At 56.0% G+C, this 22203-nt stretch carries 18 protein-coding genes; 9 read left to right on the top strand and 9 right to left on the bottom strand.

Features of this window, described 5'->3' with window-relative positions:
- Window positions 1-20 precede the first annotated feature (20 nt).
- The gene (locus tag K3757_RS14780; protein ID WP_259996609.1) at window positions 21-1178 is read left to right on the top strand and encodes an amidohydrolase; all 1158 of its coding nucleotides are present in this window, start codon (window positions 21-23) and stop codon (window positions 1176-1178) included.
- Entirely contained in the window at window positions 1178-2299 is a 1122-nt protein-coding gene (alr, locus tag K3757_RS14775; RefSeq protein ID WP_259996607.1) for an alanine racemase, read from the top strand. Before K3757_RS14780 ends, alr begins: the two co-directional genes overlap by 1 nt.
- A gap of 559 nt (window positions 2300-2858) precedes the next feature.
- Here alr and K3757_RS14770 read toward each other — a convergent pair.
- The 6 genes from K3757_RS14770 to dctP form a co-directional block, all read right to left on the bottom strand.
- The gene (locus K3757_RS14770; protein WP_259996605.1) at window positions 2859-6458 is read right to left on the bottom strand and encodes a calcium-binding protein; all 3600 of its coding nucleotides are present in this window, start codon (window positions 6456-6458) and stop codon (window positions 2859-2861) included.
- Between the two features lie 368 nt (window positions 6459-6826).
- The gene (locus K3757_RS14765; protein ID WP_259996603.1) at window positions 6827-8341 is read right to left on the bottom strand and encodes a malonyl-CoA synthase; all 1515 of its coding nucleotides are present in this window, start codon (window positions 8339-8341) and stop codon (window positions 6827-6829) included.
- Between the two features lie 11 nt (window positions 8342-8352).
- Window positions 8353-9591: a malonyl-CoA decarboxylase gene (locus tag K3757_RS14760; protein WP_259996601.1), complete on the bottom strand. Its 1239-nt coding sequence runs from the start codon at window positions 9589-9591 to the stop codon at window positions 8353-8355.
- On the bottom strand, window positions 9588-10904 hold the full coding sequence (locus tag K3757_RS14755) for a TRAP transporter large permease (RefSeq protein WP_259996599.1): 1317 nt from the start codon (window positions 10902-10904) through the stop codon (window positions 9588-9590). Before K3757_RS14755 ends, K3757_RS14760 begins: the two co-directional genes overlap by 4 nt.
- A complete protein-coding gene (locus K3757_RS14750; RefSeq protein WP_259996597.1) occupies window positions 10904-11452 on the bottom strand; it encodes a TRAP transporter small permease in 549 nt (182 codons plus the stop codon). Before K3757_RS14750 ends, K3757_RS14755 begins: the two co-directional genes overlap by 1 nt.
- 69 nt (window positions 11453-11521) lie before the next feature.
- Window positions 11522-12508 carry a TRAP transporter substrate-binding protein DctP gene (gene dctP, locus K3757_RS14745; RefSeq protein ID WP_259996594.1) on the bottom strand — a complete coding sequence of 329 codons (987 nt, stop codon included), beginning with the start codon at window positions 12506-12508 and terminating at the stop codon, window positions 11522-11524.
- 141 nt (window positions 12509-12649) lie between these two features.
- On the opposite strand from dctP, the gene K3757_RS14740 reads away from it, so the two are divergent.
- From K3757_RS14740 to K3757_RS14710, 7 genes are all read left to right on the top strand, one after another.
- A complete protein-coding gene (locus tag K3757_RS14740; protein WP_259996592.1) occupies window positions 12650-13297 on the top strand; it encodes a GntR family transcriptional regulator in 648 nt (215 codons plus the stop codon).
- A gap of 277 nt (window positions 13298-13574) precedes the next feature.
- Window positions 13575-14174: a TetR/AcrR family transcriptional regulator gene (locus K3757_RS14735; protein ID WP_259996590.1), complete on the top strand. Its 600-nt coding sequence runs from the start codon at window positions 13575-13577 to the stop codon at window positions 14172-14174.
- Complete coding sequence (locus tag K3757_RS14730; protein ID WP_259996588.1) at window positions 14167-15111, top strand: DMT family transporter; 945 nt, start codon at window positions 14167-14169, stop codon at window positions 15109-15111. Before K3757_RS14735 ends, K3757_RS14730 begins: the two co-directional genes overlap by 8 nt.
- Window positions 15112-15550: 439 nt before the next feature.
- Window positions 15551-17497: a cache domain-containing protein gene (locus K3757_RS14725; protein ID WP_259996587.1), complete on the top strand. Its 1947-nt coding sequence runs from the start codon at window positions 15551-15553 to the stop codon at window positions 17495-17497.
- Between the two features lie 182 nt (window positions 17498-17679).
- Window positions 17680-18384, top strand: coding sequence for an ABC transporter permease (locus K3757_RS14720; protein WP_259996586.1), 705 nt, complete (start codon window positions 17680-17682; stop codon window positions 18382-18384).
- A complete protein-coding gene (locus K3757_RS14715) occupies window positions 18384-19094 on the top strand; it encodes an energy-coupling factor ABC transporter ATP-binding protein (protein ID WP_260001290.1) in 711 nt (236 codons plus the stop codon). The genes K3757_RS14720 and K3757_RS14715 overlap by 1 nt, the downstream gene beginning before the upstream one ends.
- The gene (locus tag K3757_RS14710) at window positions 19094-19903 is read left to right on the top strand and encodes a substrate-binding domain-containing protein (protein WP_260001289.1); all 810 of its coding nucleotides are present in this window, start codon (window positions 19094-19096) and stop codon (window positions 19901-19903) included. Before K3757_RS14715 ends, K3757_RS14710 begins: the two co-directional genes overlap by 1 nt.
- A 24-nt stretch (window positions 19904-19927) precedes the next feature.
- Here the strand turns inward: K3757_RS14710 and K3757_RS14705 are convergent, their stop codons facing one another.
- The 3 genes from K3757_RS14705 to K3757_RS14695 are packed head-to-tail and all read right to left on the bottom strand — an operon-like array spanning window position 19928 to window position 22202.
- Window positions 19928-20422, bottom strand: coding sequence for a DUF6505 family protein (locus K3757_RS14705; protein WP_259996585.1), 495 nt, complete (start codon window positions 20420-20422; stop codon window positions 19928-19930).
- Window positions 20419-21135 carry a biotin/lipoate--protein ligase family protein gene (locus K3757_RS14700; RefSeq protein WP_259996584.1) on the bottom strand — a complete coding sequence of 239 codons (717 nt, stop codon included), beginning with the start codon at window positions 21133-21135 and terminating at the stop codon, window positions 20419-20421. The genes K3757_RS14705 and K3757_RS14700 overlap by 4 nt, the downstream gene beginning before the upstream one ends.
- A complete protein-coding gene (locus K3757_RS14695; RefSeq protein ID WP_259996583.1) occupies window positions 21132-22202 on the bottom strand; it encodes an Mrp/NBP35 family ATP-binding protein in 1071 nt (356 codons plus the stop codon). The genes K3757_RS14700 and K3757_RS14695 overlap by 4 nt, the downstream gene beginning before the upstream one ends.
- Window position 22203 lies beyond the last annotated feature (1 nt).

Here is a 22203-nt window from a genome sequence, read left to right as displayed (position 1 = left end):
ATATCCTGAAAGGGGGGGGCATGACGGCTCCGACTGAAAAACAAATATCTGCGCTTGTTGATCTTCGCCATGCGTTACACCGGCGTCCAGAAGTGTCGGGCGAAGAGGCTGAAACCGCGAACCGCATCGCGGAAGAGCTAACCGCGCTTGGGGCGGATCGTATCTGGCGCGGTCTGGGCGGCCATGGGGTTGCTGCGGAATTCAAAGGTGCCGAGGACGGCCCCACAGTTCTGTTGAGGTGTGAACTCGATGGCCTGCCGATCCATGAAGTTTCGGATATTGCTTATAGATCCGAAACCGACGGCAAAGGCCATCTGTGTGGTCATGATGGACATATGGTGTCCATGCTCGGTGTCGCTATGAGCCTCGCTACCCGACCTGCGAGGGGCCGGGTCGTTCTGCTTTTCCAACCCGCCGAAGAAACCGGCGCGGGTGCGAAAGCGGTCATTGATGATCCGCGCTGGTCTGAGATCCGTCCGGAGTTTGCATTTGCATATCACAACGTGCCGGGGCGCCCGCTGGGTGAGATCGGCTTGCGGGCGGGGCCGGGCAATTGTGCATCGCGTGGGATGCAAATCCTGCTGGAAGGCAAAAGCTCCCATGCTGCGGCACCTGACGACGGAACCTCGCCGGGGGAGGCGATGGCCGCCTTGATGCTGGGCTTACCAAAGCTTGGCACCGGAAAAATCGGTGACAATTCCTTTGCGCTGAGCACTCTCACGCACGCCAAGCTGGGAGAGCCGACTTTTGGTATCGCTCCGGGGATGGGCGAGCTGCGCGTGACCCTGCGGTGCATGACCGATGACCGGATGGAGGCGCTAGTGTCTGCTGCCAAGGCATTGATTGCCGAACATACCAATGAATTGGCGGTAGGCGTTTTCTGGCATGACATCTTCTTTACCGTGACAAACGATACTGAAGCGACGGGGGTTGCACGGCGGGTGGCGGCGCGACAAGGCCTCTCGCAGCATGAGATGGACACGCCGATGCGTTGGTCCGAGGATTTCGGCCGATTTGGAACCGACGGAGCGAAGGCGGCGATGCTCTATATCGGTGCAGGTGTAACCCACCCGCAACTCCACAATCCTGACTATGATTTTCCCGATGCACTGATCCCTGTAGTGACCGGCCTGTTTTCCGGAATTGTCGAAGACATTCTTGGCATAGCGCCGACTTGATGATGCCGGAAACGCCGATCCCAAGCTCTTGGTGTGAAATCAATCTTGAACGTGTTTCAAGGAACATTGAACTCACGCTTGGTCTTCTGCCTGCGGGCGCCGCGTTCTGCGCGGTCATGAAGGCTGACGCTTATGGGCATGGCATCCACCGGATTGTGCCTTTGCTTTTGGAGCAAGGCATTTCTTGTATTGGCTTCACCTCCAATGCCGAGGCACGGGCCGTGCGGGATGCCGGTTTCTCCGATACGCTGATCCGCCTGCGCGCGGCTACGCCTCAGGAAGTGGAGGCGGCTTTGCCCGATTGTGTTGAAGAACAGGTGGGGTCGCTTGCGGCGGCAAAACACCTATGCGGACTTCGCGAAAACGGGCAAGTGCATTCAGGTGTGCATCTGGCTCTTAACGCTGGTGGCATGTCGCGGGATGGATTGGATATATCCAATCAATCAGGTCAACTGGAGTGCAGAGAAATTCTTGATCAAATCGGAGACAGCATCATTGCTATCTCCACCCATTTTCCATCAAATGAACCTGCGCCCCTCAAGCAAAGTTCAGAGCTTTTCAGGCAGCAGGTGGAATGGATTTTTGACAACAGTGATCTGAACAGAACGGATATTCTGATCCACGCAGGCAGTACACTGACGCTGCTTTCCGGTGCGCGGATTGAAACCGACATGTACCGCTGTGGCGCTGTCTTGTATGGATTTTTAGAACCCCAATTGGGCTTTCGCCCGACTATGGAATTGAAGGCGCAGGTGGTTCATCTAGGCATCTACCCCAAAGGCGCTACTGTGGGTTATGATTGCGATTTCTCTCTGGATGCAGATCGGCGCTTGGCGTGCATTTCAATTGGGTACGCTGCCGGTTACAGCCGGGTCGCTCAGGATCGTGGTGCGGTCCTGATCCGCGGAAAACGGGTCCCTGTTTTGGGCAAGGTGTCAATGAATTCCATCGTCGCGGATGTGACCGATATTGCAGATGTTCAGGTCGGAGATACTGCGACGGTGTTTGGTGCTGATGCTGCCGAGACGATCACCACAGCTACGGCAGTTGAGCAATTTCACACGATCTTGCCGGACCTCTATTCCGATTGGGGCATGCGCAATCCGCGTGTCTACCGTTGATCCTGACGTCACATCTCAAATTTATGGCTACGATCAGCGAACCCGGCATTGGCGAACCGGCAACGGAGTTATGCAATCCGAATAGAAGCGGCCATCGGTCGCAAGGTGCTGTGTTAAAATATTGATGAATTAAGTCGTTAAATTTTTGCGCGGAGCAAATCGGGACAGCAACGTAAAGTAAGGTCTATATTCGGAACAGCCTACAGCCCGAAAACCAATTTTGGGTCTGTCGGCGCTTCGTGCTGCGTGATGTTGGTGATTTGACAACAGGGTAATCGAAATCGCTTAGCAAAGCATCTATTTCCCAAGGGTCTTACCCGGAGACACAACTCTGAAGAAACCGGAACCAAATTATGATAGCCAGCGTTCCATGCACTGGTTTTACGAATATTTTGTTGTTCCTGCGGGGGGAGTTGCTGATGAAACAGCATCCCGCGAACTCATTTTTACAGTAGCAGTAATTTGGTCAGCCAACGACTATGACGCCTTCGATCATGAGGTTGGGTAGGGGGCCATCCTGCTTGTGACACAAGGATAAGATGGCCCACATATCGTATGATTAGAAGATAAAGTCGTTGCTGAAAAGGTTCGACACATCGACGTTGAGTAGCGTCAACTGATCCCCATGCTCCGTGTTGATTACTGCATCGTTTCCAACCTGCGTAAGGTGATTTTCGACGAGGTCGGAGAAAAACGCGATATCCAGAACTCCGGAGAAATCGACCTGTTCATCTGCGGCGAAAACGTCAAAATCCTGTACGACATCGGTTCCGAACTGATTGTCGAACACGAACAGGTCCGCACCGGCTCCTCCGTTAAGCACATCATCGGCTTTACCGGCATACAGCGTATCGTCGCCGTCTCCGCCAAACAGGAAATCACCACGCCCTTGTGTGTCGGACGAGACCGAAGACGTTTGCCCAGAGCGCAGAATGTCATCGCCGTCTTGACCGTAAAGAACATCACGATCGGAAGTAGAGAAGTCCTGACCGCCAGTCAGATCATCGTTACCGGCGCCGCCGTAGATCATGTCGCTACCGTTGGAGCCCACGATGGTATCGTTTCCACTGCCTGCGATAGCGGTGTCATTCCCGAACGCGTTATCGCCACTTTCCGACGTGTAGATCAGATCGTTACCGCCATTGCCGACGATGAAGTCATCGCCACCGCCGCCAGCGATCAAATCGCTCTGGCTTGACGCACGGATGGTATCATTACCCTCTTCGCCAGAAAGAAAGTTTTCCCCGAAGAGATCAACAAGGAAGTCATCCCCCTTGCCACCAAAAACAGCATCATTACCAGTGCCGCCATTGATGGTGTCGTTACCTGTTCCGCCGAAAACCAGATCGCTGCCGTCGTAGGCAAAGATAATATCGTTACCGCCTAGACCTTCGATGACATCGGCATCGTTTGTCGACAAAATTTGATCGGCAGATCCGGTACCGCTGAAGATGTCGGCGAATACGATATCCGGAGCAGTCGTCGAAGTGACTGCGCGACTGTCCGTTGTTGCGGCGTAGCCCGTCGCAGCCGCACCAGCGGCGGCAGCAGCTACACCCACACCTGCCTCGGCTTCGGCTTCAGCCTCGACCTCTGCTTCGCCAACAGAATTCTGTTGTGCTCCAACAGCGCCGACGCTTTCGGGGTTGGCGTTGTCTTGAATGTCCGTTGTCAGGCTCTGGGCAGCGCTTGCATCATATGCCGAGGTCTCGATGCTATAATCCAGCACCACCGAGCTTTCGCCCTCGGCTTCGATCTCGAACTCGTTGTCACTGCCACCGGCGAAAGGTGTGCCTGCCAGCGCGATCGCAGCGGCGACCCCGCGGCCTTCGCTATCCCAGGCCGCTGCGTATGCACGCACTGTGCCTCCCATGCCTTCGGGTGGCAGTATCACGAAAGTCTGCGTGCGCTGACCAGCTGCTGACGCAGCGGCGGCAGCGTTTGACGTGGCTTCGGCCGAGGTCTCGCTTGTGATACCATCATAGCCAGAAGCACCTGCGGCTGCGGCAGCTGCTCCAGCACCGATACCGACTTCGGCTTCGGCTTCGGCCTCTGTCTCTACCTCATAGACGACCGTTGTCGTCGCCGTCGGGGCAGCTTCTTCACGATAAGAAAAATCGTTGGAAGGATCGTCAAAAACCGACGTACTTGTCGCAGTAGATGTCGCTACCCCAAGGTTGGCCGCAGTGCCTGACGTATGTGAAAGAGCGCCTGTTGCAGCGGCACCGGCGGCTGCGGAATTGAAGCCGACTTCCGCTTCGACTTCGACTTCCGCTTCAGCCTCGGCCTCTGTTTCGGTTGCGACCGCCGAAGCTGGTGCTTCGTTTGCCAATGGCACGCCGCCAAAACCAGATGTGTCTTCAATCTGGCGCTCTTCGATGTCCTTCAAACCGTTGGTGAAGGTTCGTGGACCTACATCGCCGCCCAGTTGGATGCCCGTTGTCGAAAGGCTACCGCCACCGCCATCATTGGTGACGCCGCCAGCTGACCCCACGTTCCCCAGGCTGTCTGTCGGTGCATTGGCTGTTGCTTCGGCCTCGACCTCTGCTTCTGCCTCAATGCCGGGGGCATCACCATCCGTTTCTCGATTGGCGATACGCCCGTCAATAACAGCTTGAGAGCTTGCCGTATCCGGTGAAGACAGCAAGGCTTCGACCTGTACAATGTCGTTATTTGTGCGGAAAATACCTGCGTTTCCGAATGTTGAGACAGATCCGGAAATCGCGCTGGAGGCGATAGCATCCGATCCCACGCCAGCGACGCCAGCGCCACTGCTGCCGACTGCGGCTACTGCTGCTGACCCGTTACCGACTTCAGCCTCTACTTCGGCTTCGGATTCACTTTCGGCCTCTGCTTCGGCTGTCTGGGTCTGGCCGCTTGTGGTCGAAGCAGGCTCTGTTGCGCCGGGAGAGTCGTTAGAGATGCTGATATCATCGACAAAGGCTGATCCCGCCAGATTGTTCGCAACGCTATCCGTCGATCCACTAGTCAAAAAGCGGCTGACGTTTTCCGCGTTTTCGTCCATCGCGGATGTCGATGTCCCCGTACCGCTTGCTGTGGCGGCGTCGCCTACGGCATAATTTCCTGCGATACCTACACCAGCAGCACCCGCCGCTGCCGCAGCCGCAACGCGATCACCGGTTTCCGCTTCCGCCTCGGTTTCTACTTCGATCTCAACTTCGGCTTCACCGAAAACGGTATGCACGACCGTGTTAGAGCGACCTACAGGCTCCGGAGTGCCCCATTGCGTCACATCACCAGTTGCGCCGTCACCCTCAGCGTCATCGCTGTCGTTCAGCGCGGCAATGGATGTCGACGTGGAACTTGCGCCATCAATAGCGGTATGCACGTCAGACACCTGAACGATACCGTCCACCAGGCTGGAACCAGCGGCCCCGGCCGCAGCGCTTACGCCCGCACTGGCAGCCGCAGCGCCGGCGCTTACTTCGGTTTCGGCCTCGGCTTCTATTTCTACTTCTGCTTCCGCTTCGGCCTCTTCGACAGAGATGGCTGCGGCAACTTGTGGGGTGCTGTTACTGAAGGCGGTAATGGTGCTACCCGGGATGATGCTGTCGGTATTTCCGGTCGGCTGCGGATCTTCGATATCACCGGTAGTTTCGCCGACACCCTTGACTGAAATAGAGCCGCTTGAAAGAGTTTGTGTCAAAGCATTTGAGCCTGCGGCGGCTGCAGTAGCACCAGTGGCCACTGCGGCGCCCGCAGCGCCCGGTGCGGCTTCTGCCTCTACCTCGGTTTCCGATTCAGTTTCGACTTCGGACTCGCTCGTTTGGTCGAACTCCGATGGGATGATCGTACCGTCGGCATCCAAACCTTCGAATGCGGTCACTGCAATTGTCCGGTCATCAACGACATCGCCAGTGCTGTCAGTGCCTGAAAAGGCCTCTGCAGTTATAACGAAATCGCCGGGCTGAAGCGTCAGGTCATCTGAACCGGAGGAACCTATGCGGATTTCGTAAGGTGTTTCGCTAAGGTCGAATGCAGTAGCGCCCACAGTGATCCTGACACTCTGCTCTGATGCGCCCTCAACCGGGACAGCCCGAAGAAGCGTTCCGTCAAGCTCCGCGATAGAAAGCTCGGAGCCGCTACCGACTTCATTGATGATGGATCCGGAATTAGCGTCAAGGATCAAAATTTGCATAGAATATACCCCGTGGTCATTTAATATTTTCACGAGGTTAACCAGCCGGAGTCGTTAATCGTTCCAAAAAACTCATCTATTAGTTGAGCCTTTTGCAAATCTACGCGGTGGTTGTTCTGTTTTTTCGGTCAAGTCTGCGACCTGAAAATGTTCCCGTGCCATGGCCTGCTATATGGCTGAGATAGTCTCCACGAACTGCGCTGGGCGTGCTGAAAGCGCCAACTCGTGAACGGGATCACGCATAATAGCAAAGGGGACGACGACGCCGAGAATGCGAAGGCACTTGATTGTGAAATGCGCGAGTTAAGGCAAGCCAGCAATTGATGGCCGGACCATGCACACGTGCAAACGCGCGCATGGTCTTCTGTTCATTCTATCGGGTTCAGCGCAAATTTTTCTCGCAGGGATTTTTTCTGTACCTTGCCCATCGTGTTTCGAGGAAGCTCAGGCAGGATCACCAGCTTCTGGGGTTGTTTGAAACGGGCGAGTGATTTCCCGATACTCGCCTTGATCCGTTCCAGATCAAGCTCTTGGTCAGGCATCGCGACAAGCACACCAACGACACTTTCGCCAAAATCCGCATGAGGCACGCCAATGACCGCGCTCTCTAAAACGCCGTCTTGCTCATCAAGCAAAAGCTCGATCTCTTTGGGATAAATATTGTAGCCGCCCGAGATGATCAGATCTTTGTTACGTCCGACGATGCTGACATAGCCATCGGCATCAATCTGACCTAGATCGCCAGTGATAAAGAAGCCATCGCTTCGCAATTCTTCAGCCGTCTTTTCGGGCATTTGCCAATACCCCTGAAATACGTTTGGACCGCGCACTTCGATTTCACCGATCTCGCCTTGCGGTAGCGTGGCACCAGTCTGGCTGTCAGTTATTTTCAACTCCACCCCTGGTAGCGGGAAGCCGACCGTGCCTGCGCGGCGCTCTCCATCATAGGGGTTGGAGGTGTTCATGTTCGTCTCGGTCATCCCGTAGCGTTCCAGAATGCGGTGGCCAGTACGGTCTTCAAACTGGACATGGGTTTCCGCGAGCAACGGCGCGCTGCCGGACACGAACAGCCGCATGTGCGCGGCAAGGTCTTTGGAGAAGCGAGGGTCCCCCAGCAGACGGGTATAGAAGGTTGGAACACCCATTAGAGTGGTGGCACGAGGCATGTTTGCGATCATCGCGTCAAGATCGAACTTGGGCAAAAAGATCATCTGCCCGCCCGCCAGCAATGTGATATTGCTTGCTACAAACAACCCGTGGGTATGGAATATCGGCAAGGCGTGCAGCAGAACGTCATCGGAGGTGAAACGCCATTCGTCTTTCAGTGTTTTCGCGTTGGACAGCAGATTGCCTTGGCTCAACATCGCGCCTTTTGATCGCCCTGTTGTGCCAGAGGTGTAAAGAAACGCAGCCAAATCGTCTTCGCGGCGCGGCACAGTTTGAAACGTCTTTGGTTGGGTTACCGCATGATCCGCAAAGCTGCCGGATCCATCAGCATTCAGTGTTTCCAGACGTGAGCCACACCGCTTTGCTATAAGTGCGAGGGCACTGCGTTTGCGGTCATCACATAGCACGATGCTTGCGCCGCTATTTTCAATGAAATAGGCAACCTCGTCAGCCGTGTAGGCCGTGTTGAGGGGAAGGAAAACAAGCCCTGCTTGCGCACAAGCCGCATAGACTGCCAATGCTTGTGGAGATTTTTCGATCTGAACAGCGACGCGGTCACCCGCAGTTAGCCCGGCTTGCGTCAAGTACCCGGCATATTGAGCGGCAATGCCCAAAAAATCCGCATAGGTCAGCGTTGAGCCATCCGGCAAATGTAGGAACACGGCGCTGCTCTGATCATGTTGGCCAAATAGAGTGTCATAGAGCGGGTTTGTCATGCGATTGCTCCTCAGGACTTGGATGAAACCGACGCGCTCAATGCGCGCACCGCAGCCGAGGCCGCAACGGTTTTCTCAGTGACAAAGTGTTCGTGGTTGGTGGTGATCAGGGACAGGTCATAGAGGTAATTGACCATCGCACCTTTGGATTGGCGCATCCCGTTCGCGGAGGTGTCGGCATTTGCATGTACCGCGTGTACCGCAGCCCCATTGCCAAGGTGAAAACGCGCGACCGGATCAACCGGCAATTTGTCATCGCGCTTTGCCGTTAGCAGATAGTGCGCGGCCTGTGCTTCTAAGGAGGCGGCCTTTAGCGCGGGTGTTTGGTTCTGATCCAGCCATTTGGTCAGCCCCGGAATGGGCGACAGTGTCACGAACGTATCAAGCGCTATGAGGTCCCGCGACAGATCAGCTGCCACTTGTTTGATCAAGGAGTTGCCAAAGGAAATTCCCGCCAAACCGGCCTGACAATTCGAGATCGAATAGAAGACCGCGGTGTCGGCTTCCTCTGCCTCGATCGGGTCGCGCCCGTCGGCGAGCAGGTTTTGCACAGAATTGGGGATGCCTTGGGTTAAGGCAACCTCCACAAAAATGAGGGGCTCATCTGGCATGGCTGGGTGAAAAAAGCCAAAGCAACGCCGGTCAGCCGGTTGCAGGCGGCGGCGCAAATCATCCCAGCTATCAATGGCGTGAACAGCCTCGTAGGCGATGATTTTTTCCAGAACTTCAGCCGGGCTGGACCAGTTTATTGGCCGCAAAACGAGGAACCCTCGATTGAACCAAGATGCAAAAAGATGTTGGAAGTCGACGTCCAGCGGCTCTAGCTTTTTGTCCTGACGCATCATCTTCAACAGGTCTTGGCGCATGGAAACCAACCGCTGCGTGCCACCGTGTACCTGATTGAGCCGCCGCAGCAGCTCTTGGCGCTTCGGCTCGCTGGCACGCGCATATGCACGATAGCTGTACTTTGATGGCGCGGCTTTGTAGTCCTTCAGCGTCTCGACAACCTCGACAGGATCAATCTCCAGATCGCGCAACAGGAACTCAAAGAACGCGTTTTTGCCCTTCGCATCCGCCTGCGCGTATTGGTCGAGGATCAAGCGTGCTAAGGTGCTTCCAGAAATTTCGCCCCGCGCCCCCAGAAGGTCGCGCGCCAGATCGGTGATGCCGCGTCCTTTCGCATCTGTTGATACGGCACGCGCAAAACGGCGTTCGAACACGTTTGTGAACAGACCGGTTAAATAGCTCATACCGCTGTCCCCATAACCGCATCCGGTAGCCATGTTGCGAGACCAGGAAAGATGCACAGCAGTATGATCGCGAGGATCATACATGCGACAAAAGGAAGTGAGCCGGCGAGGATCGTTTTCAATGAGATATCGGGGGCGATGCCGTTGATCACATAAAGGTTCAACCCGACAGGAGGAGAGATCAGGCCGATTTCCATGTTGATCGTCAGAACAACCGCGAACCAGATCGGATCAAAGCCCGCTGTGGTGATAATCGGCAGCAAGATAGGCGCCGCCATCAAGATCACCGCGACCGGCGGCAGGAAGAAGCCTGCGATCAGCAAGAAAATGTTGACCGCCCCCATCAAAACCCAAGGATTCACATCCAGCGTGCCAATCCATGCCGCGATCGACTGCGTGATGAACAAGCTCGATAGCATGTAGGAAAACACGCCCGCAGCTGCGATGATGAACAGGATCATCACGCTTTCTTTTGTGCTGTCGCGCAAGACAATCCAAAGGTCTTTGGGGTTCCAAAGTTTGTAGATGATCATTGCAATCAGCAGGCAAAGCAACGCACCAACCGCCGCCGTCTCGGACGGTGTCGCAACGCCCCCATACATCGCATAGAGAACGCCAATGATGATGAACAGGAACGGCAAGACGCGGGGCAGAATCTCGAACTTTTCTTTCCAGGAATAATTCCCCTGTGCCAGCAGTTGCTGGTCGCCGGATTTCCACGTCGCATAAAGTGACCACGCCATGAACAGGCCGACCAGCAACAGACCGGGGATCACGCCCGCAAGAAACAGCCGCCCGATGGATTGCTCTGTAGCGATGCCGTATACGATCATTGTGACCGACGGCGGGATCAGAATGCCCAAGGTGCCACCGGCAGCGATGGATCCCGCAGCGACGCCATCAGGATAGCCGCGCTTGCGCATCTCGGGGATGCCCATCTTACCGATCGCAGCACAGGTTGCGGGGCTGGAGCCGGACATGGCAGCGAATAGGGCGCAAGCACCGAGGTTCGAGATCACCAAGCCGCCGGGCACACGGGTAAGCCAGCGCTCTAACGCCTCATATAGGTCAGCACCTGCACGCGTAGAGGCGATGGATGACCCCATGATGATGAACATCGGGATTGATAAAAGCGCAAAGTTATCCAGCTTGCCGAACAGAATTTCCGGCAAAAGCTCCAGAGAGCGCATACCGTCGAAAATCATGATGAAACCGGTAGAGACAATCAGCAGGCCAAGGGCCACCGATACGCCTGAGAAGAGAACAAGAATGGTGCAGACCGCAACAATCGCGCCAAGTGTGAGCGGATCCATCAGATATCCTCCAAGCCGAACGGCTTTTCAATTTTCAGAAGGATGGCGACCATATCCGCAATCAACTGCAGCATAAACAGCGCGAAACCGACGGGCAGCGCCAGATAGGGAATCCACAAACGCACCCCCCAGACGGTGTCGGATTTCCAGTTGCGTTCCCACGTGAGGTGCCAGAATTCGTAAGAGTACCACAGCATGATCGCGACCATGATGATGGAAACAGAAAGCGTGAAGATCGCCAGCACGAACCGCGCACGGGGCCCCAACGCGAGCGGGATCAGGTCCACATTCACATGTCCGCGCAAGCGCTGGACGTAGGGCAGGCCAATCAGCGTGGCCGCGATGGCAAGGTAGATCACCGCTTCTGTCTGCCAGATGGTCGAGCCATTCAGCACGAAGCGCACAAAAATCATTTGGCAGGTGATGCCAATCGCCGCGACGATCATCGCAGCCGAGCACCAGCCCGCAAGTGTAGAGAGTGCAGCCACGAGACGCAGAAACGGATTGTTACCGGTTTGCGCCACCGCGACGGAGCTTTGGACCGCCATAACGATGTCCTTGAATGAGTGGTTGGGTGTTATTGGGCCGCGCATTGGCACGGCCCAATCCAGCGTCGATTATTCGACAGCCAGCGCCATATCGAGCAGCTCTTGACCGCCCTCAACTTCTGCGACGAACGCGGCATAGGAGGTTTCCTGTGCCAGAGCGCGCCATGCTTCAAAGTCTTCGGCCGACATCTGAGCGATTTCTACACCCGCATCGCGGAAGACTTGTTCGGATGCAGCATCCTGTTTTTTGGCTTCTTCAAGATAGAACGCCTGAGCCTTTGCAGAAGCATCCAGCAACGCCTTTTGCTGATCGGCATTGAGGCCGTCAAATCTGGATTTGTTCATCAGAAGCGGCTGGTACATGAACCAAAGCGCAACATCGCCAGCTGGTGTATAGCAGCTTACCTGCTCGTAAATCCGGTAGGATACGAATGACGAAGACGACGTGTTGGCCGCATTCAAAACACCGGTTTGCATCGCGTTGTAGATTTCGGATGAGGCCATGCCGGTGATGGAGGCGCCTGCACCTGCAAGCATTTGCTCGAACGCCTTCCCGGCAGCACGGGTCTGCAAGCCTTTCACGTCTTCAGGCTTTGTGATGCACTTGTCTTTGCCGACAAAGCCACCGGCCAAATAGCCGTGTACCAGCACCATGACATCATCGTCCGCCATCTTCTCTTCCAGCGCCGCCATAAAAGGCGATGCGCTCAAACGCGCAGCGTGATCGTGGTTCTTTACCATGCCCGGCATCAGGGTCAGGTTATAGGCAGGCTGTTGGCCACCTGCGTAGCTCAGCGGCAGAACTGTCATATCAAGCTGTCCGCGGCTTAACGGGCGATACTGCTCACGCGGCTTGAAAAGCGACTTTGAGCCAAAAATCTGGATTTCGAGATCAACGCCGGCAGCGGCCACGTCATCGGCAACCATCTGTGCTACTTGGTGGCGCACATCCTTGTTGGACCATTGGTGTGACAGGCGCAGTGTTTCGGCACTTGCTGCAGAGCCAAGCGCCAGACATGCTGCCATAGCTGTGGCTGTGAGTTTTGCGAATTTCATAACTTCCTCCCAAAAGTGTGCATCAACTTATTTCGTTAACGCTACGTCGGAAGGTCACATACCTCGCATAACGAGTCAACAATCTTGTATACAAGATTTATGATATTGCATTATTTTGCCGGGCGATTATAGAATAAGCATATGGAAATCAGACGCGCAGACCAAATAGCCCACACGCTTGAGCAGCTCGTTTTTGCTGGCGAATTCCAAGATGGTGAGCGGTTGGACGAGCTTAAGCTTGCAGAGAAATTTCAGGTCTCCCGAACGCCTATCCGCGAGGCGCTTCAGGTGCTCGTTGCCTCTGGTATGGCAGAGCAAATACCGCGGCGGGGCGTATTCATCCGCCAACCCCGGCCAGTTGAGCTGATGGAAATGTTTGAAACGATGGCCGAAATCGAAGCTGTGTGTGGCCGATTGGCGGCAACCCGCATGAGCGATGACGACTTGGAAGTCTTGAGAGCGGTTAATGATAGATGCCAGCAGGCAAGCCAAGAAGCCGATCATGAGCGCTACTATTCAGAGAACGAAGCTTTCCACCAGATCATCTACCGAGGTGCGGCCAACAGCTTTTTGGAAAAGCAAGCTTTGCAGCTGCAAAACCGCCTAAGTGCGTACCGTAGAACCCAGCTTCGATTTAGGGGGCGGTTGACGCAATCTATGAACGAGCACTCCGAAATTTTGGAGGCCCTCGCCAATGGCGATGCTGAAAATGCCGCCAGAGTTTTGAGAGACCACGTCGCCATTCAGGGCGAAAAATTTCATCAGCTCATGGCAGGTTTCAACCGGTAACTTCCACTACGTGTCAGGTTGTGCTTCAGGACATCAGCGATGCACCTGAAGACTTCACCTCTTCAAATTCCCAGATCGGTTCAGCGGGTGGTGAGGGCAGGCAGCTCCATTCACAGGTTGCAGGCCGTCACGCACAATAGCGTGAAAGTAGGGCGCTCACCCATTTGAGGGCGCGTTTCATTTCGGCCGGACATCAGCACAGTCGGATCAAGAGAAGACTGGCCTCTTGCTGTAACTATAAATTAGGTATACCGATCTAACTACATTGGAGGCCGTCATGACTAAGCCGGAAAGCACGCCAAAGAAATCCGCTCATGACCGCCTCATGGAGGCAGCCATGATCCTGTTTTACAACCATGGTATCAACGGGACCGGCATAGATGCGATCGTTGAACATGCTGGGGTGGCGAAAAAGAGCCTCTATAACAATTTCACCTCCAAGGCAGATCTTGTGAACCAGTATCTGGAAGCGCGTCATGCCGAATGGTTGGCTCTCTATGAGACGCGTTTGGCATCTGCACAGGGGCCACGGCAGCGCATCCTTGCGGTCTTTGATGCCTATCAGGATCACGCCGAATTTGCTTACGAACGCGGCTTTCGCGGTTGCGGACTACTGAATGCAGCGGCTGAACTGGAAGCGGGCGATGTCGGGCGGGCCGCTGTCAGGCGGCATAAGGAGCAGGTGGAGGCGATTCTCGCGCAACATCTTTCTGACCTCATGCCTGAGAAACCTGATCACGTGGCGGCATTGGCCACGCATATCTCTTTCATACTTGAAGGCGCGATGGCGCGGGCGGGGCTGGAGGGTGACAGCGCACTGGTCGTTTCAGCCCGGGCAATGGCGAATGACATGTTGGAGGCGCTTTGCAATGATTGAGGGAAAAGGGTGGGGCGTGGTTGCGATCCTGTTTGCTGCAATCGTTTGGGGCACAACAGGAACAGCGGCAACCTTTGCGCCTGATGTCAGCGCGGCCGCGATTGGCGCCGCTGCAATGGGCGTTGGTGGCATTGCGCAAGCCTTGATGGCCTCCCGTGGTATTGCCCGAGCCCGAGGCGTGCTTTGGGGTCAGCGGCGCCTGCTGTTGATTGGAGCGATTGCGGTGGCGATATATCCGCTGGCATTTTATGGCTCGATGCGGCTCGCAGGTGTCACTGTGGGAACCGTGATTACCATCGGTTCAGCACCGTTACTTTCCGCTTTGATCGAATACCTCCTGGATCAGCGTAAATTGACGATGCGATGGTCCATAGGAGCATCTTTTGGATTGACTGGCATGGCGTTGATCTGTGTGGCCGAAAACGCATCCCATGGCGACTTGGTTGGCGGTGACTCTGTACTTTTAGGCGTGTTTCTGGGTCTCATCGGCGGGTTCACATACGCACTTTATTCTTGGAGCGCGCGGAAAATGATGTTGGAAGGCACGCGATCGACCGTGGCAATGGGCGCAACGTTCGGTCTTGGTGGTCTGATGCTTATGCCGGTCTTGGTTATTTCCGGCGGGCCGTTTTTCGCTTCTTGGACAAATGCAGCGGTTGGTCTCTACATGGCCGCAGTGCCCATGTTCCTTGGCTATATCGCTTTCGGTTATGGCCTTGCTCGTGTGCAGGCAAGCATGGCGACAGTTATCACGCTTCTTGAGCCTGTCGTAGCGGCTGTTCTGGCAGTGCTGATCGTGGGGGAGCGATTGCCCGTGCTGGGATGGATTGGCGTAGCCATGGTCGTTGGATGTCTGGCGATCATTACCATGCCTTCTTCGTTCAGTAGGCGCGACCGCATAAAGCTCGGCCTGCGGGTTCCCAAAATATCCAATTAGCGCCTACTGGACCTGTCACGTTTTAGTGCCGCCCCAAGTGCTTGTTTAGGCCACCTTACGTCAGCGTCGACATGCCAACACCAAGACCGTCAGCCACCTGTCTGCGTGTTATCCACTGGTCAGCGCGATACGCACCGCATCTTGGCGGAATTTGTCCGTCCGTTTCGTTTCCTGGTAAAGCTCCTTTGGTGCAGTAAGTGCTGTCAAAGGAGCGGCATCAAACCGCGACAGGTCCAAAAATCACATACGCGCATAGGCTGCATGTGGCGGTTAGCAACAAGCCATGGTTTACTGGCAGCGAATTGAAAGAACCAATCCTGATCAGCAGGTGTAAAGAGTGATTTGGATTACGCGAGACCCTGTCCAACTATCGGAAGGTATCCCGCTTCACCCGACTGGCGTGGTGTCCTATGTTGCGCAAGCCCACCGGAAAGACCTTATGACATCTGTTCGCCTCCGAATTCTGATCCTCGCATTGACGCCACTAATCGTGTTGATGCCTTTGCTATTGCTGCTGGGGATGACGCGGTGGACGGCGGATTACGACAAAGTGTTGATCGCCAATGTGCAAAGTGATCTGAAAATCGCCAGCCAGTACCTCGCACGGTTGATGGCTGAAACCGAAGATGAGCTGGATGCTGTCGCACGCTCCGTTGAATTTAGCGAAAGAATGTCTGGCCGTGGCGGCGCGCCATTGCCGTACTTTGAAAAAGTACGCGCCGATCTGGGGTTGGATTTTGTTTATTATCTGTCGCAAGACGAAGCAGAGGCAGCGGGTGCGAACTGGCCTGTGATTGCGCAGGCGTCGCGTGGGCAGGGTGCGTCCGAGATTGACGTCTTTGCCAATGAGACCCTGGCGCGCTTAGCACCTAAGGCCGCGGCCAGTGTTTGGATTGACCTGATCGACACGCCGGCGGCTGTTCCGACCGAACGCGTTGCAGAAGGTCGTGGCATGGTCATCCACACCGCTAGCCCTGTCGCTTTGTCAGAGCATCGGGGCGTGCTGGTGGGGGGACGACTGCTGAACCGAAACCTCGATTTTATCGATACGATCAACGATCTTGTCTATCTGAATGCGGCTAAGGGCGGCGCGCGGCAGGGTACGGCGACGCTGTTTCTGGATGACGTGCGCATTTCAACAAACGTCAGGCTGTTCTCGGATGTGCGCGCCCTCGGCACGCGCGTATCGAGCGTTGTGCGCGCGCAGGTTCTGGGCGAAGGGCGCGTGTGGCTGGACCGAGCCTTTGTTGTGAATGATTGGTATATCTCGGCCTATCAACCCATCACCGACAGTTTCGGGGAACGGGTCGGTATGCTGTATGTCGGATTTCTGGAAGCACCTTTTACAGCAGCCAAAAGCGCGGCCTACTGGTGGATGATGGCCGCATTCTTTGGCGTCCTTGCTCTTTCGGCGCCGGTGTTCTTCTGGCTGGCGCGCGGAATTTTTAGCCCGCTGGAACGGATGACGAAAGTGATGGACCGCGTTGGAGCAGGTGAATTGTCGGCGCGCATTGGTCCTGTTGCTGCAAGTGGTGAAATTAGCGAGGTGGCGCATCACCTCGACACGCTACTGGAGCAGGTGCAGGACCGTGATAAACGCTTGCGCAGATGGAACGATGCGCTGAACGAGCGGGTAGATGAGCGCACGGTCCAACTGCGCGAGGCGAATGAGAAACTGGAACAGACCTTCCGCCAATTGGTGGTAAGTGAGAAGCTTGCATCGATCGGTGAGATTACGGCGGGTGTTGCCCATGAGATCAACAATCCGGTGGCTGTAATCCTTGGCAACGTCGATGTGATGCGCGAGGTCTTGGGGCCGAACGCGGCCCCCGTCGCAACCGAGCTGGACTTGATCGACAAGCAAGTGGCGCGCATCGAGGGAATTGTTGGCAAGTTGCTGAAATTCGCCGCGCCGTCAGACTTTTCGGACTATAAACAGGATGTTGATCTGCGGCCGTTGGTGCGCGATTGCTTGGTGCTTGTCGATTACTTGATCGCACGCGGAAACATCGAGGTTGTGGATGATCTTGAAAACGTCCCTCCGGTGCGCTTTGACGCTGGCGAAGCCCAGCAAGTGATTGTGAACCTGATGATGAATGCGGCTCAGGCCATGAACGGGCAGGGGCGGTTAGAGCTGGTGCTGCGCCCCGAAGCGCGCGACGGCCTGCAAGGAGTTGCCTTGACGGTCGCGGATACGGGGCCGGGGATCGCGCAGGGCGCGCTATCATCTGTATTTGACCCGTTTTTCACCACCAAAAGAGGCGAGGGCACAGGCCTTGGTCTGTCGATCTCTCAAACCTTGATCCAGCGGGCAGGGGGAACCATTACAGTGCGCAACCGCGATACTGGTGGGGCCGTCTTTACCGTTTGGTTGCCTTCGACCTAAACAATGTTGGCGGGACAAAATGTCTTGGCGCGAGAGGATTTAAAAATATCTCTGCCCAGCTTGTCCTCAGGGCAAATTTCGTCGCACGGAGGGCTGGCCACCGCAGCAGCGAACTGACAATGCTTGCCAGAGCAAAAAGATCACAGCCGTGCAGCCGACAACATGGGGAGACGCAACGCTAGATGGTAGACCTTTGGAGTGGCATATCGCAGGCTTTCTGGCTTGTTGTGACGCTTGACGCTGAGCTGGTGGAAATCGCTTTGCGCTCCTTGCAGGTGTCTCTCAGCGCCCTTTTTCTGGCCTGCTTGATCGGATTGCCTTTGGCGGCACTGATTGCGGTGAAACGGTTTCGGGCACGGCGGTTTGTTATCGCGATCCTGAATGCGCTGATGGGGTTGCCGCCTGTGGTCGTCGGGCTGTTGGTCTATGTGATTTTGTCGCGCTCCGGCCCTTTGGGTGTGCTGGGCATTCTGTTCACACCGACTGCGATGATCATTGCCCAGATCATTATCATCGTCCCCCTGATCACCTCGATAGCGCATCAGTCAATCCGTGATCTCTGGCAGGAATACCACGATCTTTTGATCTCTATGAACGTTACGCAAGGGCAGAAAATCCGCACTCTGTTGTGGGACTCTCGGCGCGCGTTGTTGACGGCGGCGCTCGCGGGATTTGGCCGTGCGATAGGCGAAGTCGGCGCAATCATGATTGTGGGCGGCAACATCGATCATGCCACACGGGTACTGACCACGGCGATTGCACTTGAGACCGGCAAAGGCGATTTTGCGTTGGCGCTGGCGCTAGGGTTTGTTCTGATCGGCTTGGCGGTTCTGGTGAACCTGTCCATTCACTGGCTGGGCCAGACCGAACGGGAGGGCCGTTGGTGATGGACATCCTGCCGATGCAAGCCAAGGGAATTGAAAGCCGCAGACGCGGGCAGGTCCTTGTTGGACCCATTGATCTGGATTTGGGGTCAGAAGGAATAACTGTTGTCATCGGGCCGAACGGCGCTGGTAAGACCACTTTGTTGCAGCTGCTGCATGGCACAGCCCGCTTGTCTGCGGGAACGGTGGAATGGGCCTGTTCGGCGTCCGAGGCACGCCACCACCAGTCCTTTGTTTTTCAGCGCCCTGTGATGCTGCGCCGCACCGTGATGGAAAACCTGATCTATCCTCTGCGGCTGCGCGGCGTGACGGTGGCCGATGCGCAAACACTGGCCCGCGAGTGGGCAACGCGTGTGGGGTTGGATAGCATGTTGGATCGGGCTGCCCCCGTTCTATCGGGCGGAGAGCAGCAAAAGCTGGCGTTGGCGCGGGCGTTGATCACCAAGCCCAAGCTCTTGTTTCTGGATGAGCCATGCGCCGCTCTGGATGGTCGCGCGACCCGCGAGATCGAGGCTATTTTGACCCAAGCTGCGGCAGAAGGCACACGGTTGGTCCTATCGACCCACAATCTGGGACAGGCACGGCGTCTTGCCTCCGAGGTGGTGTTTTTGCGCGCTGGTCGCATTCAGGAAAGCGGCCCAGCAAATGAATTTTTCAGCCAGCCCACAACACTAGAAGCACGGGCATTTTTAAGAGGAGACATTGTAGAATGATGAAGAATATTGCGTTTACACTTGCGGCCTTCGCCATCGGCACGGCAGCGCAGGCGGCGGATATGATGAAAATGGCGGTAACGACGTCATTTAACAATTCGGGGCTGGCGGATGTGCTGTTGCCTGAAATCGCCAAGGATCTGGACCTTGAGGTGCAGCTTTTGGTGGTGGGCACGGGCCAAGCGATCAAGCTGGGCGAAGCGGGCGATGTGGATGCGATCCTGGTCCATTCGCGCGCTGCAGAAGAGGCGTTTGTCGAAGGTGAGTATGGCACCTACCGGACCGAGATCATGTACAATGATTTTGTTTTCATTGGCCCCGCCGCCGATCCTGCAGGGATCAAGGATGCCGATGCGGCGGCCACCGCATTAAGCGCTATTGCCAAGGCTCAATCACCGTTTGTCAGCCGTGGTGATGACAGTGGCACGCATAAAAAGGAAATGTCCCTTTGGTCCGCGGCGGGGATTGATCCAACAACGCAGGGAGACTGGTATAAGTCCGTAGGCGCGGGCATGGGGGCGTCGTTGAATACTGCCGCTGGTATGCCTGCCTATATCATGTCCGATCGCGCCAGCTGGCTGAACTTTGGCAACAAGGGTGATCTGGCGCTGCTGTATTCGGGCGATCCGGTGTTGTTCAACCAATACGCCTATCTGCCTGTCAGCCCTGAAAAGCATTCTCACGCCAAAAACGATCTGGCGTTAAAGCTTGAGGCTTGGCTGGTGTCGGACCGCGCGAAGGTGTTGATCGATAATTACAAAATCAACGGTGAGACGCTGTTTGTGTTCAACGCAAAAGCAGCGGAGTAACCCGCTGCGGACGTTCTGGCGGTCCTAGGTCTCGATATCGCCGTGAATGGCAAACTGGTCCAGCCCTGCATCCTGGGGCTGGATCATGCGAAAGCTCTCGCGCACGCCTGACTCTGTGAGGTCGCGGGCGACAGTCAGCAAGAAGTTCGGTTCGTGATCGGCGCATAGATCAACCATCTGGGCCAGTTCTTCGGCCGCGACAGGGCGGGCTGCATCGACACTGGGGGCACCGTAATAGGTCACAAAATGCTGGGCCAGCATCTCGGTCAGGGCTGCGATCTCGGATGGCTCGACCTGTGTGACCGCCACAAATGTCACGCGCCCGAAGGTTTCCAACCCAAGCCATCCGTTTGCAAAGGCTTGCCGCGCTTTTCCTGTCAGGTCTGCTTCTGTCCAGTCAGAGAACTCAAACCCGCCAGAGATGCACCATTCACCAGTGCGTGCCGGGCTGGCGAACACGTTTTGGTCGCTTTCATCAAAATGGATCGCACGGGCGAGTTTGGTTTGGGTCTGAGTCACGGTGCGGGCTCCAGTACTGATGTAAGTGGAAAGAGGTGGGTTGTGGTATCGTCGCGCAGCAACATGCCAAAATGTTCATCAATGCCGATGAATTTGCCAGATCGGTTTCCCATAGTTGTGGCCTCTGCGATCCCGTGGATCAACCCGCGCCATTGCTCATGCAACCCTTTCGGGCCGCTGCTGTCCCATTGGTTGATCCAATGCAGGCTATGACGTGCCCACGCTTCTACCAATTCCGGTGGCAAAACCTCGGAGCAGCCTTCGGCATAAAGCGCGGTTTGGTCAGGTTGGTGCCCCATGCGCACCATTTGTGGATCATCAACAGGATAGAGTGGCAGGGTAAAGCCCACCACAAGCCAATCTGGTACGGCATCCACGTCATCCGTTGATGCCTGCGCTCTGAAACTGCCACACAACCCGCCATTGATGCGGATGCTGCCGTTCCAATCAAATTGCACAGCGACTTCGGGCGGGGCCAAGGCACCCAGAGCGTTTTGAAACCCGACCTCGCACAGGGGCAGCATTGCCACCGCCTGTGTCAAGCTGACCTCGGGGGCAAAGACAATTGCCGCTTCTATCTGGTTAGCAGCCAAGTCATAGACAATCAGCCCGGCGTCACATCCTTCTGTTGCGCGGCGCAGGGCGTGACCATAGGCATCATTGGCCACTTGCTCCCCTGACAGCAGAGGCGGAAATGACAGTTGGACGGTCATGCGACGCCTTGCTCGATCAGTTGTTTCGCGATGGCTTGAAAGCTTTGTGCTTGCGGGCTGTCGGGCTGGCTGACGGTGATCGGCGCACCGCCATCCGAGGCAAGTCGAATTTCCAGATCAAGCGGGACTTCGGCCAGAAGCGGTACGCCCAGCTTTTCGGCTTCGGCTTTGACACCGCCATGGCCGAATACATGTTCCTCATGGCCGCAATTGGTGCAGATATGGGTGGACATGTTTTCGATCATACCGACAATCGGCACCTTCAGCTGATTGAACATATCAATGCCCTTGCGCGCATCCAGCAAGGCAACGTCCTGTGGGGTTGAAACAATAATTGCCCCGTCAACCTGCGCCTTTTGCGCGAGCGTCATCTGCACGTCACCTGTGCCAGGTGGTAGATCGACGATCAGCACATCAAGCGCGCCCCATTGCACCTGCGTCATCATCTGCTGCAAGGCGCCCATCAACATCGGACCACGCCAAACGACAGCCTGATCTTCGTTGGTCATCAGGCCGATCGACATCATCGTGACGCCGTGGTTGCGCATCGGCAGGATGGTTTTCCCGTCAGGGGAGGCAGGGCGCCCAGAAACACCCAGCATACGCGGCTGGCTGGGGCCGTAGACATCCGCGTCCAGCAGGCCGACACGTCGTCCCTGCTGCGCCAATGCGCAGGCCAGATTGGCCGAAACGGTGGATTTTCCTACGCCGCCCTTGCCCGACGCAACTGCCAGAATCCGGTCAATACCAGGAATTTTCTGCGGGCCTGTTGGCTCTGCCTTGCGTGCAATCTGAAGATCGGGCGGCGGGGCTTTTTCGCTGTGGCCGGTCAGCACAATGGACACCGTGCCGATGCCTTCGACTTTCGCCAACGCGGCCTCGGCTTCGGTTTTCACCTCACCGTAGACCGCAGCCTGCGCAGGCGGAATTTCCATGACAAAACGCACGGCGCCCGCACCGTCCACGTTTAGCGCCCGCATGACGCCGCTGGCCACGATGTCAGTGTCCGTTGCGGGGTCGATTACAGTTTTCAGCGCGGCAAGAACCGCTTCCCTGCTGGCTGCCACG

The sequence above is a fragment of the Sulfitobacter sp. S223 genome (assembly GCF_025143825.1).
Lineage (GTDB): Bacteria > Pseudomonadota > Alphaproteobacteria > Rhodobacterales > Rhodobacteraceae > Sulfitobacter.
This window is presented reverse-complemented; position numbering and strand designations above follow the sequence as displayed.

Bases quoted from the DNA above. Each gene is read 5' to 3' on its own strand.
- K3757_RS14780 (WP_259996609.1), top strand. From the start codon at position 21: ATGACGGCTCCGACTGAAAAACAAATATCTGCGCTTGTTGATCTTCGC.
- alr (WP_259996607.1), top strand. From the start codon at position 1,178: ATGATGCCGGAAACGCCGATCCCAAGCTCTTGGTGTGAAATCAATCTT.
- K3757_RS14770 (WP_259996605.1), bottom strand. From the start codon at position 6,458: ATGCAAATTTTGATCCTTGACGCTAATTCCGGATCCATCATCAATGAA.
- K3757_RS14765 (WP_259996603.1), bottom strand. From the start codon at position 8,341: ATGACAAACCCGCTCTATGACACTCTATTTGGCCAACATGATCAGAGC.
- K3757_RS14760 (WP_259996601.1), bottom strand. From the start codon at position 9,591: ATGAGCTATTTAACCGGTCTGTTCACAAACGTGTTCGAACGCCGTTTT.
- K3757_RS14755 (WP_259996599.1), bottom strand. From the start codon at position 10,904: ATGGATCCGCTCACACTTGGCGCGATTGTTGCGGTCTGCACCATTCTT.
- K3757_RS14750 (WP_259996597.1), bottom strand. From the start codon at position 11,452: ATGGCGGTCCAAAGCTCCGTCGCGGTGGCGCAAACCGGTAACAATCCG.
- dctP (WP_259996594.1), bottom strand. From the start codon at position 12,508: ATGAAATTCGCAAAACTCACAGCCACAGCTATGGCAGCATGTCTGGCG.
- K3757_RS14740 (WP_259996592.1), top strand. From the start codon at position 12,650: ATGGAAATCAGACGCGCAGACCAAATAGCCCACACGCTTGAGCAGCTC.
- K3757_RS14735 (WP_259996590.1), top strand. From the start codon at position 13,575: ATGACTAAGCCGGAAAGCACGCCAAAGAAATCCGCTCATGACCGCCTC.
- K3757_RS14730 (WP_259996588.1), top strand. From the start codon at position 14,167: ATGATTGAGGGAAAAGGGTGGGGCGTGGTTGCGATCCTGTTTGCTGCA.
- K3757_RS14725 (WP_259996587.1), top strand. From the start codon at position 15,551: ATGACATCTGTTCGCCTCCGAATTCTGATCCTCGCATTGACGCCACTA.
- K3757_RS14720 (WP_259996586.1), top strand. From the start codon at position 17,680: ATGGTAGACCTTTGGAGTGGCATATCGCAGGCTTTCTGGCTTGTTGTG.
- K3757_RS14715 (WP_260001290.1), top strand. From the start codon at position 18,384: ATGGACATCCTGCCGATGCAAGCCAAGGGAATTGAAAGCCGCAGACGC.
- K3757_RS14710 (WP_260001289.1), top strand. From the start codon at position 19,094: ATGAAGAATATTGCGTTTACACTTGCGGCCTTCGCCATCGGCACGGCA.
- K3757_RS14700 (WP_259996584.1), bottom strand. From the start codon at position 21,135: ATGACCGTCCAACTGTCATTTCCGCCTCTGCTGTCAGGGGAGCAAGTG.